Annotated in this window: 14 protein-coding genes and 1 tRNA gene; 12 read left to right on the forward strand and 3 right to left on the reverse strand. The window is 64.5% G+C overall.

The annotated features are described in order from the left end of the window. The first annotated feature begins 199 nt into the window (after positions 1–199). The 5 genes from HF684_RS05245 (at position 200) to proC (ending at position 6,399) form a co-directional block, all read left to right on the forward strand. Positions 200–1,918: a glycerol-3-phosphate dehydrogenase/oxidase gene (locus tag HF684_RS05245; protein WP_169251652.1), complete on the forward strand. Its 1,719-nt coding sequence runs from the start codon at positions 200–202 to the stop codon at positions 1,916–1,918. Between the two features lie 132 nt (positions 1,919–2,050). Continuing rightward, positions 2,051–2,773, forward strand: coding sequence for an MIP/aquaporin family protein (locus HF684_RS05250; protein ID WP_169251653.1), 723 nt, complete (start codon positions 2,051–2,053; stop codon positions 2,771–2,773). Between the two features lie 58 nt (positions 2,774–2,831). Beyond that, complete coding sequence (gene glpK / locus HF684_RS05255) at positions 2,832–4,364, forward strand: glycerol kinase GlpK (RefSeq protein ID WP_169251654.1); 1,533 nt, start codon at positions 2,832–2,834, stop codon at positions 4,362–4,364. A gap of 95 nt (positions 4,365–4,459) precedes the next feature. Then, the gene (locus HF684_RS05260; RefSeq protein ID WP_169251655.1) at positions 4,460–5,461 is read left to right on the forward strand and encodes a sugar phosphate isomerase/epimerase; all 1,002 of its coding nucleotides are present in this window, start codon (positions 4,460–4,462) and stop codon (positions 5,459–5,461) included. A 101-nt stretch (positions 5,462–5,562) separates the two neighbouring features. Then, positions 5,563–6,399 carry a pyrroline-5-carboxylate reductase gene (gene proC, locus HF684_RS05265; protein WP_169251656.1) on the forward strand — a complete coding sequence of 279 codons (837 nt, stop codon included), beginning with the start codon at positions 5,563–5,565 and terminating at the stop codon, positions 6,397–6,399. 15 nt (positions 6,400–6,414) lie between these two features. Here the strand turns inward: proC and HF684_RS05270 are convergent, their stop codons facing one another. Further along, the gene (locus HF684_RS05270) at positions 6,415–7,296 is read right to left on the reverse strand and encodes a LuxR C-terminal-related transcriptional regulator (RefSeq protein WP_169251657.1); all 882 of its coding nucleotides are present in this window, start codon (positions 7,294–7,296) and stop codon (positions 6,415–6,417) included. A 107-nt stretch (positions 7,297–7,403) separates the two neighbouring features. Between HF684_RS05270 and HF684_RS05275 the strand changes: the two genes are divergently transcribed. From HF684_RS05275 to HF684_RS05290, 4 genes are all read left to right on the forward strand, one after another. Continuing rightward, complete coding sequence (locus HF684_RS05275; RefSeq protein WP_169251658.1) at positions 7,404–7,745, forward strand: DUF485 domain-containing protein; 342 nt, start codon at positions 7,404–7,406, stop codon at positions 7,743–7,745. Beyond that, positions 7,742–9,394: a cation acetate symporter gene (locus tag HF684_RS05280; RefSeq protein ID WP_035321537.1), complete on the forward strand. Its 1,653-nt coding sequence runs from the start codon at positions 7,742–7,744 to the stop codon at positions 9,392–9,394. The genes HF684_RS05275 and HF684_RS05280 overlap by 4 nt, the downstream gene beginning before the upstream one ends. Positions 9,395–9,670: 276 nt before the next feature. Then, a complete protein-coding gene (locus HF684_RS05285) occupies positions 9,671–10,777 on the forward strand; it encodes a hypothetical protein (protein WP_169251659.1) in 1,107 nt (368 codons plus the stop codon). 192 nt (positions 10,778–10,969) lie between these two features. Further along, positions 10,970–11,040 (forward strand) — tRNA-Gly (locus tag HF684_RS05290). A gap of 197 nt (positions 11,041–11,237) precedes the next feature. On the opposite strand, the gene HF684_RS05295 is transcribed toward HF684_RS05290, so the two are convergent. Together HF684_RS05295 and HF684_RS05300 are read right to left on the reverse strand one after the other, a co-directional pair. Further along, positions 11,238–11,900 (reverse strand): TrkA family potassium uptake protein, encoded by a 663-nt coding sequence (locus tag HF684_RS05295; protein WP_169251660.1) that lies wholly within the window; start codon positions 11,898–11,900, stop codon positions 11,238–11,240. Further along, a complete protein-coding gene (locus HF684_RS05300; protein WP_248279199.1) occupies positions 11,893–13,311 on the reverse strand; it encodes a potassium transporter TrkG in 1,419 nt (472 codons plus the stop codon). The genes HF684_RS05295 and HF684_RS05300 overlap by 8 nt, the downstream gene beginning before the upstream one ends. A gap of 59 nt (positions 13,312–13,370) precedes the next feature. Here HF684_RS05300 and HF684_RS05305 point away from each other — a divergent pair, with 59 nt between their 5' ends. The 3 genes from HF684_RS05305 (at position 13,371) to HF684_RS05315 (ending at position 15,246) form a co-directional block, all read left to right on the forward strand. Then, positions 13,371–14,567: an acetoin utilization protein AcuC gene (locus tag HF684_RS05305; RefSeq protein WP_169251662.1), complete on the forward strand. Its 1,197-nt coding sequence runs from the start codon at positions 13,371–13,373 to the stop codon at positions 14,565–14,567. A gap of 262 nt (positions 14,568–14,829) precedes the next feature. Further along, entirely contained in the window at positions 14,830–14,928 is a 99-nt protein-coding gene (locus HF684_RS05310) for an AURKAIP1/COX24 domain-containing protein (protein ID WP_009882927.1), read from the forward strand. A 72-nt stretch (positions 14,929–15,000) separates the two neighbouring features. Further along, a complete protein-coding gene (locus tag HF684_RS05315) occupies positions 15,001–15,246 on the forward strand; it encodes a glutaredoxin family protein (protein WP_025777775.1) in 246 nt (81 codons plus the stop codon). Positions 15,247–15,257 lie beyond the last annotated feature (11 nt).

A 15,257-nucleotide genomic window follows, 5' to 3' on the forward strand; every position in this document is an offset into this window, starting at 1 on the left:
TCGCGGCCCCCGGGGTCGCCGGACTGCGATCTCGCGTTTCCCGGACATACTCCATCAGCCTTCGCATCTGCCGATCGGTATCGGAATTCAGGTTCGCCTGCTAGTTTTTGATTAGTCGCTGAGGCGGCACCCGCACTGATCTGCCCGTGCCGGCCTCGGTCGAAGTCCGAAACGTCTGACAGAAAGCACGAACCAGCTGATGCGAAATGGTGAGCTGTCCCCGAACTTCCGTGACCAGGCTCTGGAGACCCTGAAGACGACAAGTGCGGCGGACCCGCTCGACGTCTTCGTCGTCGGTGGGGGAGTCACCGGAGCAGGATCGGCCTTCGACGCAGCCACCCGCGGACTCAAGGTCGGTGTCGTCGACGCGAAGGACTGGGCCTCGGGAACCTCATCCCGGTCCTCGAAGCTCATGCACGGCGGACTCCGCTACCTCGAGATGCTCGACTTCAAACTCGTCGCCGAGGCGCTGAAGGAACGTGACCTGCTGCTCCAGCACACCGCGCCTCACCTCGTCGAACCCGTCGCTTTCGTCTTCCCCTTCGAGCACCGCCTCATCGATCGGGCTTTCATCGGCTCCGGTGTGCTCCTCTACGACACGATGGCCACCCGACCGGGTCGCAAACGCGCCGTGCCGATGCATCGTCACCTGGGAAAGAAGGCGCTGAGCGCCCACTTCCCGGGACTGGCCGACGACGCCGCCGTCGGCGCCCTCGAATACTATGACGCGAAGGTCGACGACGCCCGCTTCGTCATGACTCTGGTCCGCTCGGCCGTGAGCTACGGGGCCGCTGCCGCCAACCACGTCTCCGTCATCGGCTACCTCCACGACGGCGACCAGGTCACCGGCGTCCACGCCCGGGACGAGATCACCGGTGAAGAATTCGACATCCACGCCCGCCGCACCATCCTCGCCGGAGGCGTCTGGACCGAAGAGCAGCAGGATCTGGCGAAGGCCGACGCCGGACTCAAGGTGCTCGCCTCCAAGGGCGTGCACATCACCGTAGCCGAAGACAAGATCAAGGCCGACCCGAATACCGGAATCATCTCGAAGACCGAGAAATCCGTCCTCTTCGTCATCCCGTGGGAAGGCTATTGGGTCATCGGCACCACCGACACCCCGTGGAACGAAGACGTCGACGCACCGGTCGCGACCTCGCAGGACATCGACTACCTGCTCGAACACGCCAACGCCATCCTCGCCGACAAACTCACCCGCGACGATGTCATCGGCGTCTACTCCGGACTGCGCCCGTTGCTCCAACCGGTGGTCAAAGAAGGACAGGCCTCGACGAAGGTCTCCCGGGAACACACCGTGATGGAAGTCGAACCGGCCCTGGCCGCGATCGCCGGCGGCAAGTTCACCACCTACCGAGTGATGGCCGAAGACGCCGTCGACTTCGTCCTCGGCGACGATGCGAAGGACCGCAGGTCGCTGACCGAATCCGTGCCGCTGCTCGGTGCCCAGGGGGTGGGTGCGCTGCGGCGCGGCCAGTCCGGGATCGCGGAGAAGTACGGGTGGGACGAAGATCGCGTCAAACGTCTCATCCGCCGCTACGGCACCCTCATCGAGGAACTGCTCGACCTCGTCGATGAGGATCCGGAACTCGGCCAGCCGTTGGACGGCGCGCAGCGCTACCTGCGCGTCGAAGCCCACTACGCGGCCGCCGCAGAGGGGGCCGTCCACCTCGGCGACATCCTCGAGAGGCGAATGCGGCTGAACTACGAATCCCGGGACCGGGGAAAGAACGCCGCCGAGGCGGTCGCGGCCATCGTCGCACCCGTCCTCGGCTGGGACGACGACCGTCGGGCGGCCGAAGTCGAGGCGTTCAAAGCCCACGTCGACGCCCAGGTCGCGGCCGAGTCCACCGACGATGACGCCTCGGCGGCGGCCCTGGTCGGTGCGACCCTCCACTGAACCGTTCACAGCGAAGTGCGGGACCACAACCGAATACCGACAATCGAATATCGACCGACCTCGGAGCACCCTCCGGGGCGACCAACGACCGGAGAACCCACCGGAAAGACAAACAATAGGAGTTTGTGAGATATGGGCACCATCTTCCTCTTCGAGATCGCCGGAACGGCGATGCTCATGCTGCTCGGCGTCGGTGTCGTCGCCAACGTCGTCCTCGGCAAGACCAAAGGCAACGGCGGCGGCTGGCTGCTGATCTCCTTCGGCTGGGGCCTCGCGGTCTTCGCCGGTGTGTTCGTCGCCTACAAGACCGGAGCGCACCTCAACCCGGCCGTGACTTTCGGCATCCTCGCCAGCGGAGCCGACGAATACGCTCCCGGCATCGCCGTGACCTTCGGTCACACCGTCGCCTATCTGGCGGCGGAGATGATCGGTGCGATGCTCGGTGCCGTCCTCGCTTGGGCCGTGTACAAGAAGCACTACGACGAAGAGAAGGACGCGGGCAACATCCTCGGCACCTTCTCCACCGGCCCGGAGATCCGCTCCTACGGCTGGAACTTCGTCACCGAAGTCATCGCAACCTTCGTCCTCGTGTTCGTCATCCTCCTCTTCGGCAAGACCCCGCACGAGCTCGGCCCCTTGGCCGTCGGCCTCCTCGTCGTCGTCATCGGTGCTTCCCTGGGCGGCCCCACCGGCTACGCCATCAACCCGGCCCGTGACCTGGGGCCGCGCATCGTCCACGCACTGCTGCCGATCCCGAACAAGGGCGGCTCCGATTGGGCCTACTCGTGGGTGCCGATCGCCGGGCCTCTCGTCGGCGGCGTCGCGGCCGGTCTGGCCTCGCAGGCATTCGTCTGAGTACGATCGCAGACAACCGACCACGATCACAGACAATCACTTCGACACAGGAGTCACAATGAGTCAGGAAAAGTTCATCCTCGCCATCGACCAGGGCACCACCTCGTCGCGGGCGATCGTCTTCAACCATGACGGACAGATCGTGTCCTCCGGTCAGCTCGAGCACGAGCAGATCTTCCCTCGCGCCGGCTGGGTCGAGCACGACCCGATCGAGATCATCAAGAACACCAACGAGGCGATCGGTCAGGCCCTGACCCGGGCGAACATCAACCGCCACCAGCTCGAGGGCGTGGGCATCACCAACCAGCGTGAGACCACCGTCATCTGGAACAAGCACACCGGTGAACCCGTCTACAACGCCATCGTGTGGCAGGACGCGCGCACCCAGAAGGTCTGCGATGAGCTTGCCGGGGACGAAGGACCGGATAAGTACAAGGACCGGGTGGGTCTGCCCCTGGCGACCTATTTCGCCGGTCCGAAGGCCAAGTGGATCTTCGACAACGTCGACGGTGTCAAGGAAGCCGCCGCGGCCGGAGACCTCCTCTTCGGGACCATGGACACCTGGGTGATCTGGAACCTCACCGGCGGAGTCAACGGTGGAATCCACGTCACCGATGTCACGAACGCTTCGCGGACGATGCTGATGAACATCGACAGCCTCGACTGGAACCCCGAGATCGCGGCGGATATGGGCATTCCCGTCGAGATGCTGCCGGAGATCAGGTCCTGCTCGGAGATCTACGGATACGGGGCGAAGAACGGACTCATCATCGACACCCCGATCTGCGGCATCCTCGGCGACCAGCAGGCCGCGACCTTCGGCCAGGCCTGCTTCGAGAAGGGGCAGGCGAAGAACACCTACGGCACCGGCAACTTCATGCTCATCAACACCGGCAATGAGCCGGTGGCCAGCAAGAACGGCCTGCTCACCACGGTCGCGTACAAGATCGGCGAGGACGAAGCCGTCTACGCGCTCGAGGGATCGGTGGCCGTGACCGGTTCGCTCGTCCAGTGGCTGCGCGACAACTTCGGCATCATCAAGGACGCCCCCGAGGTCGAGACCCTGGCCAAGCAGGTCGAGGACAACGGCGGCTGCTATATCGTGCCCGCCTTCTCCGGGCTCTTCGCCCCGCACTGGGAGTCCGACGCCCGCGGTGTGATGGTGGGTCTGACGAGGTATGTGAACAAGAACCACATCGCCCGTGCGGCCCTGGAATCCGTGGCCTTCCAGTCCCGCGAGGTGCTCGACTCGATGAACCTCGACTCGGGTGTCGAGCTCACCGAGCTCAAGGTCGACGGAGGTATGGTCGCGAACGAGACGCTCATGCAGTTCCAGGCCGACCTCCTCGGCGTGCCCGTCATCCGTCCCGAGGTCATCGAGACCACGGCGCTGGGCGCGGCCTATGCGGCGGGCATCGCCGTGAAGTTCTGGAACGGCGAGGACGACGTGAAGGGCAACTGGCGTGAGGACAAGCGCTGGAATCCGTCGATGGACGACGAGACGGTCGACCGTCTCTACCGCCTCTGGAACAAGGCCGTCGAACGCTCCAAGGGTTGGGTCGACGAGGACACCGAAACCCTCTACGGCTGAATTACTACCCGACGGCGGCCCAGCAACCTCGCGCGAGGTTGCTGGGCCGCCGTCAGGTAGTTCTGGGGTGGGGGAGCCGCGTTAGACTGGAAGAGATGAGCAGGAAGTCGAAGTCCCAGCGGAAGGTGTTGACCACCAAGAATTCCGCGCGCTCGAATTCGAAGCGCCACAAGGAGTACTTCGACAAACACGACATCTATGAGAAAGACGCTCATCACGTCTCCGACAACCGGATCAGACTCGGCCTCTCCAGCTCCTCCGTCTCACCCATGACCGTCGAGGAGACCTTCGCCCAAGCAGCCAAACACGGCTACGACGGGGTCGAGATCATGATCACCCACAATGCCGACACCCGCGATGTCGACCTCATCAACGGACTCGCCAGCGACACCGGTCTCGACGTCCTCTCCCTGCATGCCCCGACCCTGCTGTTCCTGCCCCGGGTGCTGCACAAAGACCATTGGGAGAAGCTGCGGATCACCGCGAACCTCGCCAAAGAGGTCCACGCCGACACCGTCGTCCTCCACCCGCCGTTCCGATGGCAGGGCGAATATGCCCTCGGCTTCGTCGACGGCGTCCGCCAGGTCGCCCACGAGACCGGAGTGAGACTGGCCGTGGAGAACATGTACCCCTGGCGTGCAGGCCTGCGCGAGATCCAGGTCTACTATCCCGACTGGAACCCCTTGGACGAGGACTACGACGACCTCACCTTCGACTTCTCCCACGCCTCCACCGCCGGCATGAACGCCCTGGAGACGGTGGGCGAGATCTTCGATCAGCTCCGCCACGTCCACCTCACCGACGGTGCCGGCTCCCTCAAGGACGAACACCTCGTTCCGGGCGAAGGTACGATGCCCGTCGCTGAGACCCTGCAGTACCTGGCCAAACACAATTGGAAGGGCGATGTCGTCGTCGAGGTCAACACCCGATTCGTGCGCAGACAGTCCGTCCGCGAGCAGATGCTCGCCGACTCCATCGCCTTCGCCCGCGAGCACCTCGGCCTCGAGGCTGATGCTCCCCGACGCAACACCCACAGCCACACCCGCACCACCGAGCACAAGCCCTCGCGATCCGGCACATCCGGCGGCGAGAGCTGACCCCGGGACCGATCACGACCTCCCGTCGAACCTTGCATCGGCACGCCCACACGCAGGAACACCCACCGACCACTCCACCCCCAACGAAAGGCTGGCGCACTTTGACAACCATCGCCTCCATCGGAACCGGCAACATGGGCACGGCCCTCATCCAGGGAATCCTCAGCGCCGACGCGGGCATCACCGTCCGCGCGACGACGAACTCGACCGCCTCGGCGCAGCGCCTCCTCCATGATCTGCCGACTGCGGCGGTCACCTCGGTGGAGGACGATCCCGAGGCGAACCGCAGGGCCGCAGCCGGAGCCGATTTCGTCTTCCTCGGTGTGAAGCCGTGGATGATGGCCGCGACCGTGCGCGAACTCGCCGACGACCTCGACTCGAACTCCGTGCTCGTGTCCATGGCCGCCGGTGTCGCCGCTGCGGACCTGGCGAAGCTCGCCCCTGGGAATCCGATTGTCCGGATCATGCCGAACACTCCGAGCGCCATCGGTCACGGCGTCATCGCGCTGGCCCCCTCCGCCGAGGTGACCGCCGCCAGCGTGGACACACTGAGGTCCCTGCTGTCGGGCGCCGGCATCGTCGTCGATCTCGACGAATCCCAGATACCTGCCATGACCGGAATCTCCGGGTCCGGGGTCGCGTACTTCTTCCTTCTCGCCGAGGCCATGATCGCCGCCGGCGTCAAGCAGGGCCTCAGTGAGGACGTCGCTCGCCAGATGGTCGTGGCCACCGCCGACGGCGCCGGCCGACTCCTGACCGAGAAGCCCGATCCCGCCGCTCAGCGTCAGGCCGTGAGCAGCAAGGGCGGCACGACCCTGGCCGGTCTCCAGCAGTTCCTCGACTCCGGGATCTTCGATATCGCCGAGGTGGCCGCGCAGGCGGCGGCGGACCGTTCCGTGGAGATGGAACGGGAGAACTCCGAGGTCATCAACGGCTGAGCCGATTCTCCCCGCTCAGGGGAGGACGTGGGACGAGCGGGCGATCGACACGGCCTCATGCCGGGTCCGTGCCGAGAGCTTGACCATCGCCGTATTGAGATAGGACTTCACCGTCGACTCGCGCAGCGACAGCGCCTCGGCGATGCGGGCATTCGGCCATCCCAGGGCGACGTGCGAAAGGATGTCGGTCTCCCTCGGCGACAGCCGCACCGCGGGCACCGGGGTTTGGAAGTTCTCCGGATTGTGTCCGGAGAGGATATCGGCCAGGCGCGCCTCGACGCCAGTGAGCTTCTCCCGGGTCTCCTCGTCGACGATGCCGGAGCGGATGGCTCGCAGCTCCGCATAGGTGTGCCGGAGAGCTTCACGTCCCGAGGGATCCAGATCCGGATAGAGCGGTTCCTCCTTGACCGGGCCGCGCGGTTCCTGCCGGTAGCCGAGTCGAGCGAGATCGACCGAGAGCTGTCGTACTCGCCTCACGAGGTCTCCTGTCTGCGGGGCGGCGGCGTCGTAGTCCGCGCGATGGCCGCAGTAGACCATGCCGGTGACCTCACCGCCGTGGAGGGTGGGGACGGCAACGAGGACGCGGATGCCCTCACCGAGCACCTCCTCGTCGTAGTGATGGGTGATGAGCGGGTCGATCTCATAGTCGCGGGTCAGCTGCGGGGTGCCTTCGGTCATGGCCCGTCCGCCGAGGCCGCGCCCGGTGCTGACGATGAGGGACGAGAGCAGGTCCTTGCCGGCGCCGGCGACGGCTTCGACCGCGACCGAACCCTGTTCGACCATGCCTCCGAAGACGACGTCGCCCGTGCCGCTCTCATGCAGGGAGTCGACGGCTTCGACGAACAGGCGACGGGTCTCGACCTTGAGTGCCCGTGTTTCCTTGGCATGCGCATTCATGTGAACAAGCTACCAACTTTCGGTGGTATTCCCCAGTGCATGCTGAACGTTACCTTGGGGTCATGTGATTCAGGACACTGATGTTCTGTCCATTCAAAGGAGAAAGAATGACTGACCCTGTCAACACCGGAGTTGACTTCCTCGCAGAGGAGGAGAGCCCGGAGTTCAAGGCCCTCAAGCGCAGACGATTCTCGGTGGTGATCCCGCTGTCGATCGCGTTCCTCGTCTGGTACTTCCTCTACGTGATCCTCAGCACCTACGCTCATGACTTCATGTCGACGAAGGTCGTGGGGGAGATCAATGTCGGGCTCGTCTTCGGGCTGCTGCAGTTCGTGACGACCTTCGCGATCACGATGTTCTACGTCTCGTTCGCCAATAAGAAGCTCGATCCTCCCGCGGAGGCGATCCGTGAACGACTGCTGGCCGAATCGGAAGGAACCCGCTCATGAGCACTCTGGCAATCGGAGACTTCGTCGCCTCGGGAGTCGACCTCCTCAGCGCAGCGACCACCGAGGTCGAGAACAACCCGGTCCTCAACATCACGATCTTCGCCGCATTCGTCGCGGTCACGATGTTCATCGTCCTGCGGGCCAGCCGCAACAACAAATCCGCTTCGGACTACTACGCCGGCGGCCGGTCGTTCACCGGACCGCAGAACGGCTTCGCCATCTCCGGCGACTACCTCTCAGCTGCGTCCTTCCTCGGCATCTGCGGTGCGATCGCCGTCAACGGCTACGACGGATTCCTCTACTCGATCGGCTTCCTCGTGGCCTGGCTCGTTGCTCTGCTCATCGTTGCCGAGCTCATGCGCAACACCGGCAAGTTCACCATGGCCGATGTGCTGTCGTTCCGGCTCAAGCAGCGTCCCGTGCGCATGGCCGCAGCACTGTCGACTCTGGCGGTCTGCTTCTTCTACCTCCTCGCCCAGATGGCCGGAGCAGGCGGTCTCGTCTCCCTGCTCATGGGCATCGACGGCAAGGTCGGTCAGTCGCTCGTCATCGCCGTCGTCGGTGCGCTGATGATCATCTACGTCCTCGTCGGCGGAATGAAGGGCACCACCTGGGTGCAGATCGTCAAAGCGGTCCTGCTCATTGCCGGTGCCTTCGCCATGACCGTCTGGGTGCTCGCCCTCAACGGCTTCAATCTCTCCACGCTGCTGGCCTCGGCAGTGGAGAACGCGGCCGGCGGCGTCGGTGAGGCGGTGCTCGAGCCGGGACTGAAGTACGGCGAGAATCCTCTCGACTTCATCTCCCTGGCATTGGCCCTCGTGCTCGGGACTGCCGGTCTGCCGCACGTCCTCATGCGCTTCTACACGGTTCCCACGGCGAAGGAGGCGCGCCGTTCCGTGGTGTGGGCGATCTGGCTCATCGGCGCGTTCTACCTCTTCACCCTCGTCCTCGGCTACGGTGCCGCCGCGCTCGTCGGTGCCGACGCGATCAACAATGCTCCCGGCGGAGTGAATTCGGCGGCACCGCTGCTCGCGCTCCACCTCGGTGGGCCCATCCTCATGGGCTTCATCTCCGCGGTCGCGTTCGCCACGATCCTCGCGGTGGTGGCGGGTCTGGCCATCACGGCGGCGGCCTCGTTCGCCCACGACATCTACGCGAACGTCATCAAGAAGGGCAAGGTCGAGGACTCCGATGCGGAGGTCAAGATCGCCCGTCGCACGGTCATCGTCATCGGTGCGGTCGCGATCATCGGCGGCATCGGAGTGCAGGGGCAGAACATCGCATTCCTTGTGGCGCTGGCCTTCGCCGTCGCCGCCAGCGCGAACCTGCCCACGATCGTGTACTCGCTGTTCTGGAAGCGCTTCACCACTCGCGGTGCGGTGTGGTCGATCTACGGCGGCCTGATCTCGGCGATGGTGCTCATTGCCTTCTCGCCGGTCGTCTCCGGTTCCGAGACCGCAATGATCCCTGGTGCCGACTTCGCGATCTTCCCGCTGTCCAACCCGGGCATCATCTCGATTCCGCTCGGGTTCATCCTCGGCTGGATCGCGTCGGTCACCGACCGGACCGTCGAGAGCCCCGAGCTTGCCGCAGAGATGGACGTCCGTGCCCACACCGGGTTCGGCGCCGAGGAGGCCGTCGAGCACTGACCCCGTCCGCCAACCGCGTGTTCGAAGTGCAGGCGACCCGATTCCGATCAGGACGCATGCACTTCGAACACGCGGTTGTGGATACCGCAGCGTTGTGGCCGCGTCGTGACCGCCTCGGCGCATGCGTCATTGCGCTGAGAACTCGGCTGCGATCGAGCACCACGCGGGTCCGGAGGCACCGGTGACTCGAGCTCCGTGGACTGTTGACAGCATGCGGACTCGGACGCCTCATGGGTGTGGATGCCGAGGGCGATTCCACAGGCGGTTGAGGAAGCCTTGTCAGAGTCTCATTCGCAGCGACAGTCTTGCCGCATGTACAACGTGGTCCGCACCAGTGAACTCAGGGCGCGTGGGGTGCAGAGCAGATGCATCCGTGACGCCATCGACTGCTGCCTTTTGGCACTCACTCAAGGGATGTATTCGGTCATCGCCCGCTGTTCGAATCCCAGACATGGCGCGATAGCGGGGTTCATCACGGATGAAGCGTGGATTCACAGAGTCGTCGAGCAGACCGACCCGGAGTCGGGGAGGCCTCGTTTCGAACTCCTCGACATGTTCGCGAAGCTGCGGGTGGCTTCGTACCCGCACTACCGATTCGACGACGTGATCTGGGGAGTCTCCGCCGCATTCGTCCATGACCTTCCGCTGCATCGACCGCCTCGGGGGAAGGTCTTCATCGCTCATCCGACGAGGCGGCACAGCAGTGCCGATGTGTCGAGGACCTCCAAGACCATTCCTGACGAGGACGTCGTCCGCATCGGCAAGATGGCGCTCACCTCGCCCATTCGCACCGCATTCGACCTCATCGGCCAGCTGGGTGAACCGGAGGGCTTCGTCGCGCTGGAGTCCTGTCTGCGCAGATCGACATTCGGTTCCGACGCAGGAGCGGACGCAGCGGCCAGGTTCGGTTACCCACCGGACACGCCGGCATTGGCCGAGCGCCGAATCGCCGAGGATTTCCTGCCCGTGCTGGGCAGACTGTCGAAAGGCCAGGTGAGAGCGCAGCGCTTGTTGTCGGCGATCGGTCCGCTGTCGGAGAGTTACGGAGAGAGTCGCTTCGCGTACAACCTCACGCAGCTGAGGCTGACCGGATTCAGTCAGCAGGCCAGGATCTGGGATAGGCGCGCAGTCATCGCTCGTGTGGACTTTCTGCACAGAGAATCGCGGACGATCGTTCTCGTCGACGGCTTCTCCAAATATGCCGACAACGGAGCTGGGCTGATGCGCAAAGAGGTTCGTCAGTACAACCGGTTGCTGGAGCTGGGCTACCGAATCGTTCGTCTCAACTTCACCGAGGTGACTCACCTTGAAGAATGCGCGACCAAACTCTTCGGGCAGGCACCGCACCTGAGGAAGTTCATTGCCCCACGGGTGCGCTCCTGAGCTCGCACCCAACCACGGCACCAACTGCTTGAAAATGCAGATGCCCTGATCGAAGTCACTGCTTTCACACTTTGAACCCGCGGTTGTCGGATGCACCTCGAGCCAGACGCTGTAGACTGGTTCGAGTCGCTGACCACGGCATGATCGCACGGGGCTCTGCCTGGGCGAACAGTTTGAATTCGGTGGCGACGCGCGGGCGTAGCTTAATGGTAAAGCTTCGGCTTCCCAAGCCGATGACGCGGGTTCGATTCCCGTCGCCCGCTCTCATGCCGCGCACTCACACTTCCTGTGCCAGCGTTCCGAGACCCATGATGCGGGGCGATCGCTTCACGTGGGGTGTGCCACTGCGGTGTTGTCGGACGTGACTGGTGCACCAACTGCTTCGAAATGCAGATGCCCTGATCAAAGTCACTGCTTTCACACTTTGAACCCGCGGTTACCTCTGGCACCGCCCCGCAGACTACGGACGCCCGGCGAACCGACCCAGCAGCTCGACGTGCCCGGCGACGATGAGCAGGTCCTGTTTGCCCACCCGCGTCGTCGGGTCGGCGTAGGTGAAGTCGCGGCCGGGACTCTTGATGCCGACGATCGTCACACCGTATTTGTCGCGGACACCGGACTCGCTGAGGGTGAAGCCCTGGATCTCCCGCGGCGGACGCATCTTCACCACGGCGAAATGGCCCTCGTCGAACTCGATGTACTCCATCATCCGCGAACTGACCAGGTGAGCGACGCGGCGGCCGGCATCCGACTCCGGATAGAGCACGTGGTGGGCGCCGATGCGGTGGAGGATCTTGCCGTGCGACGGCGAGATCGCCTTCGCCCACACCTGCGAGACGCCCAGGTCGACGAGGTTGGCCGTGGTCAGCACGCTGTCCTCGATCGAGGTTCCGATGCCGACGACGGCGGTCGAGAAGTCACCGGCTCCCACCTGGCGCAGAGCGTCGATGTTCGTCGAGTCGGCCTCGACGACGTGCGTGAGTTTGCCGCTCCAGTCCTTGACGAGTTCGGGATTGTGCTCGATGGCCATCACCTCGCGACCGAGCTTGGCCAGAGTCGCCGCAGTCGAGGACCCGAAGCGTCCCAGTCCGATGACCAGGATTGAGGTGTGTTCGTTAGCCAACGACCGGCCTTTCCTCGGGGTAGCGGTAGAGACGGGCGGAGTCCTGCATGGACAGTGCTGCCGCAAGTGTAATCGTACCGAGTCGGCCGATGAGCATGATCACCGCCAGCACATAGAGGCCGAGATTCGGTGAGGAAGCCGATACTCCTGAGCTCAGCCCGACGGTGCCGAACGCCGAGATCACCTCGAACAGGACCCGATCGAGAGGTTCGGAGCTGATCTGAAGCATTGCGAGCGTGCCGACGAAGACGATCATCGCACCCGTGAGCAGGATCGAGATCGAGAGTTTGATCGTCGAGGAGGTCAGCCGCCGACCGAACACGTGGACGTCTTGCAGGCCCCTGGCCTCGGCGAATGCTGCCAAAATGAGCACTGCCACCGTTGTCACCTTGATTCCCCCGGCCGTCGACGACGATCCGCCGCCGATGAACATCATGAGGTCCATGAGCAGGTGCGAAGCCTGACTCATGTCCGCGATCTTCATCGTCGAGAACCCTCCCGATCGCGGCATCACGGCCATGAATAGGACTTCGATGAATGTGTGACCGGCGTTCTTGTCGCCGAGCGTCGCAGGGTTCGCCGACTCGAACAGCGCCAACAGCAGCAGCCCCACGGCCAGGACCGCCGTCGTGGTCGTCAGCGTCAGCTTCGTATGCAGATCCCAGCGGCTCGGCCGATTCCAGAACATCGTGACCATGAGCACGACGGGAAAGCCCAGCGACCCGACGAACACGCCGACCATGATCAGCGACAGGATCCACGGATCCGAGACGAAGTGAGCCGCTCCGCCGGGATGGATGGTGAACCCGGCGTTGTTGAAGGCCGAGATCGAATAGAACACCGAGTACCAGGTGGCATCGCCGAGCGATTCCCCGCGCATGAGGAACCGCGGGAACATGAGCACCGCGAGGATCGCCTCGGCGGTGACGATGGTGACGACGACCGTTTTGAGCAGGGTGCCGACCTGCCCCAGATTGAGCGCCGAGGTGGCCTGCTGAGCGATGAGGCGCTGCCGCACACCCAGGCGGCGGGAGACCGCCATGCCCAGCACCGAGGCGAGAGTGAGGATCCCGAGACCGCCGACCTGGATGCCGGCTGTGATGACCGAGATCCCGAAGTCCGACCAGTACTCCTCCGTGACGACGGGGGTCAGCCCGGTCACGCACACGGCGGAGACCGCCACGAACACGGAGTTCGCGATGTGCGTGGCCTGATCGACCGAACCGGGCTCACGCACACTCGCCGGCAGCATCAGCAGGATCGCGAACGCGGCGACGACGGCGACGAAGGACCCGATGGCCAGGCGCGCCGGTGACGCGACGGCGAGGTCGTCGACGAAGTCACGGACCCACCGGCCCGGCTTCAGCAGCCGGTCGTAGCGAGGCGAGGAATTCTTGGGCACAGGCACCATGGTAGAGCCGGTGGCCCCGGAATCGGTGCAAGTGAGCTGTGCCATATAGCATGGTGGGCATGGCCGAAAATGATGTGTATGTCGTTTGGGACGACGAAGTGACCGGTTACAACTTCGGTCCCAGCCACCCCATGCACCCCCTCAGGCTCGACCTGACAGCGAAGCTCGCCGCCGACTTCGGACTCTTCGACGCGGCCAACGTCCACGTCAATCCCATCGGTGAGATCGACGAGGCGAAGCTCGCCCGCCTCCACGACCCCGACTACATCGCCGCGGTCAAGCAGGCCGGCACCGAGGAGGGGCTCGAGGAGGAGGGCGCGAACAGGTACGGCATCGGCACCGAGGATGTTCCCGGGTTCGAGAATATGCACACCGCCTCGGCGCTGCTGTTCCAAGGCAGCGTCGATGCCGCGAACGCGATCATCTCCGGGGAGTTTCGTCGCGCGGTGAACTTCTGCGGCGGCATGCACCATGCGATGCCGGGCAAGGCCAGCGGCTTCTGTGTCTACAACGATGCAGCCGGAGCGATCACCGAATTCCTCGACGCCGGATACGAACGCATCGTGTACCTCGATACCGATGCCCACCACGGCGACGGGGTCGAGGCCTTCTTCTGGGACGACCCTCGAGTGCTCACGATCTCGATCCACGAATCGGGGAAGTTCCTCTTCCCCGGCACCGGGTTCCCCGCCGATATCGGGGGACTCAAGGCGGCCGCCTCGGCGGTGAATATCGCCCTGCCCCCGCGCACAGGGGACGCGGACTGGCTGCGCGCCTTCGATGCCGCTGTCCCGCAGGTCGTCGCCGCCTTCGAACCCCAGGTCATCGTCTCCCAGCACGGCTGCGACGGCCACCGGGAGGACCCGCTGACCCATATGCGCCTGAGCGTCGACGCCATGCGCATCGCCGCCGAACGCATCCGCGATCTTGCCGTCGACCATGCCGACGGCCGCTGGCTGTCCGTCGGGGGAGGGGGATACGCGATCATCGACGTCGTGCCCCGAGCCTGGACGAACCTCCTGGCCGTCGCCGCCGGGCGCGATATCGATCCCGGGGCGCGGATCCCGGGACGCTGGGCCTCGTACGCGCAGACGACGACCGGGCGGGAAGCTCCGCTGTCGATGACCGACGGATTCGACGGGGCCTTCGAACCCTGGTCGAAGGGATTCGATCCCGAAGCGGAACTCGACCGTGCCGTGATGGGCACCCGGAAGAACATCTTCCCCTTCTACGCCCTCGACCCCTACTTCGATTGATCCCCGTCGGCCGACGACCGCTCGGTCGGAGCCGATCCCGGCACGGTCGGAGCCGACCCCGGCGGAACCGGACCCGGCCCTGCCGCGTACGCCGCCCGAACCGAACCCGATCCCCGGGCCCGCGCGGATCGCCCGGCGCGGCCGTTGTGGATCTGGACACAGTTTTGGGAAAGCAGGCGGCCAAGCGATAGAATTGCACGGTTAGTTCAATGGGTGGGCACCTGAAGTTCACCCTCCACCGACAAGCACAAGGGGTACCCGAGTGGGCTCAGTCATCAAGAAGCGCCGCAAGCGTATGTCGAAGAAGAAGCACCGCAAGCAGCTTCGCAAGACACGTCACCAGCGTCGCAACAAGAAGTAAGACCCGACGGTCCTACGCCCCCGCTCGAGTGATTTCTCGGCGGGGTTTGTTGCACCCGATGAGGAGTGAGCCATGGTCGACCTGACCTTTCTCACGCGTGTCGACTGCCATCTGTGCGCTGACGCGCTCCAGACCGTCACCGAGGTGGCCGCGGGCAGAGATGTGACCGTGACGGAGATCGACATCGACACCGATGACGATCTGGCCGCACAGTACGGCTGGGACGTTCCGGTCGTTCTCCTCAACGGGCGACAACACAGTTTTCATCGAGTCGACAAGGATCGGCTGTCCAAGGCGCTCGACGCCTTGGGCGCATGAGATCGATTGAA

Source organism: Brevibacterium sp. 'Marine', from assembly GCF_012844365.1.
In the GTDB taxonomy this organism is placed as follows: domain Bacteria; phylum Actinomycetota; class Actinomycetes; order Actinomycetales; family Brevibacteriaceae; genus Brevibacterium.

Coding starts and splice junctions, on each gene's coding strand:
- HF684_RS05270 (WP_169251657.1), bottom strand. CDS start 7,296: ATGAATGCGCATGCCAAGGAAACACGGGCACTCAAGGTCGAGACCCGT.
- glpK (WP_169251654.1), top strand. CDS start 2,832: ATGAGTCAGGAAAAGTTCATCCTCGCCATCGACCAGGGCACCACCTCG.
- HF684_RS05275 (WP_169251658.1), top strand. CDS start 7,404: ATGACTGACCCTGTCAACACCGGAGTTGACTTCCTCGCAGAGGAGGAG.
- HF684_RS05300 (WP_248279199.1), bottom strand. CDS start 13,311: ATGGTGCCTGTGCCCAAGAATTCCTCGCCTCGCTACGACCGGCTGCTG.
- HF684_RS05315 (WP_025777775.1), top strand. CDS start 15,001: ATGGTCGACCTGACCTTTCTCACGCGTGTCGACTGCCATCTGTGCGCT.
- HF684_RS05280 (WP_035321537.1), top strand. CDS start 7,742: ATGAGCACTCTGGCAATCGGAGACTTCGTCGCCTCGGGAGTCGACCTC.
- HF684_RS05260 (WP_169251655.1), top strand. CDS start 4,460: ATGAGCAGGAAGTCGAAGTCCCAGCGGAAGGTGTTGACCACCAAGAAT.
- HF684_RS05305 (WP_169251662.1), top strand. CDS start 13,371: ATGGCCGAAAATGATGTGTATGTCGTTTGGGACGACGAAGTGACCGGT.
- HF684_RS05245 (WP_169251652.1), top strand. CDS start 200: ATGCGAAATGGTGAGCTGTCCCCGAACTTCCGTGACCAGGCTCTGGAG.
- HF684_RS05250 (WP_169251653.1), top strand. CDS start 2,051: ATGGGCACCATCTTCCTCTTCGAGATCGCCGGAACGGCGATGCTCATG.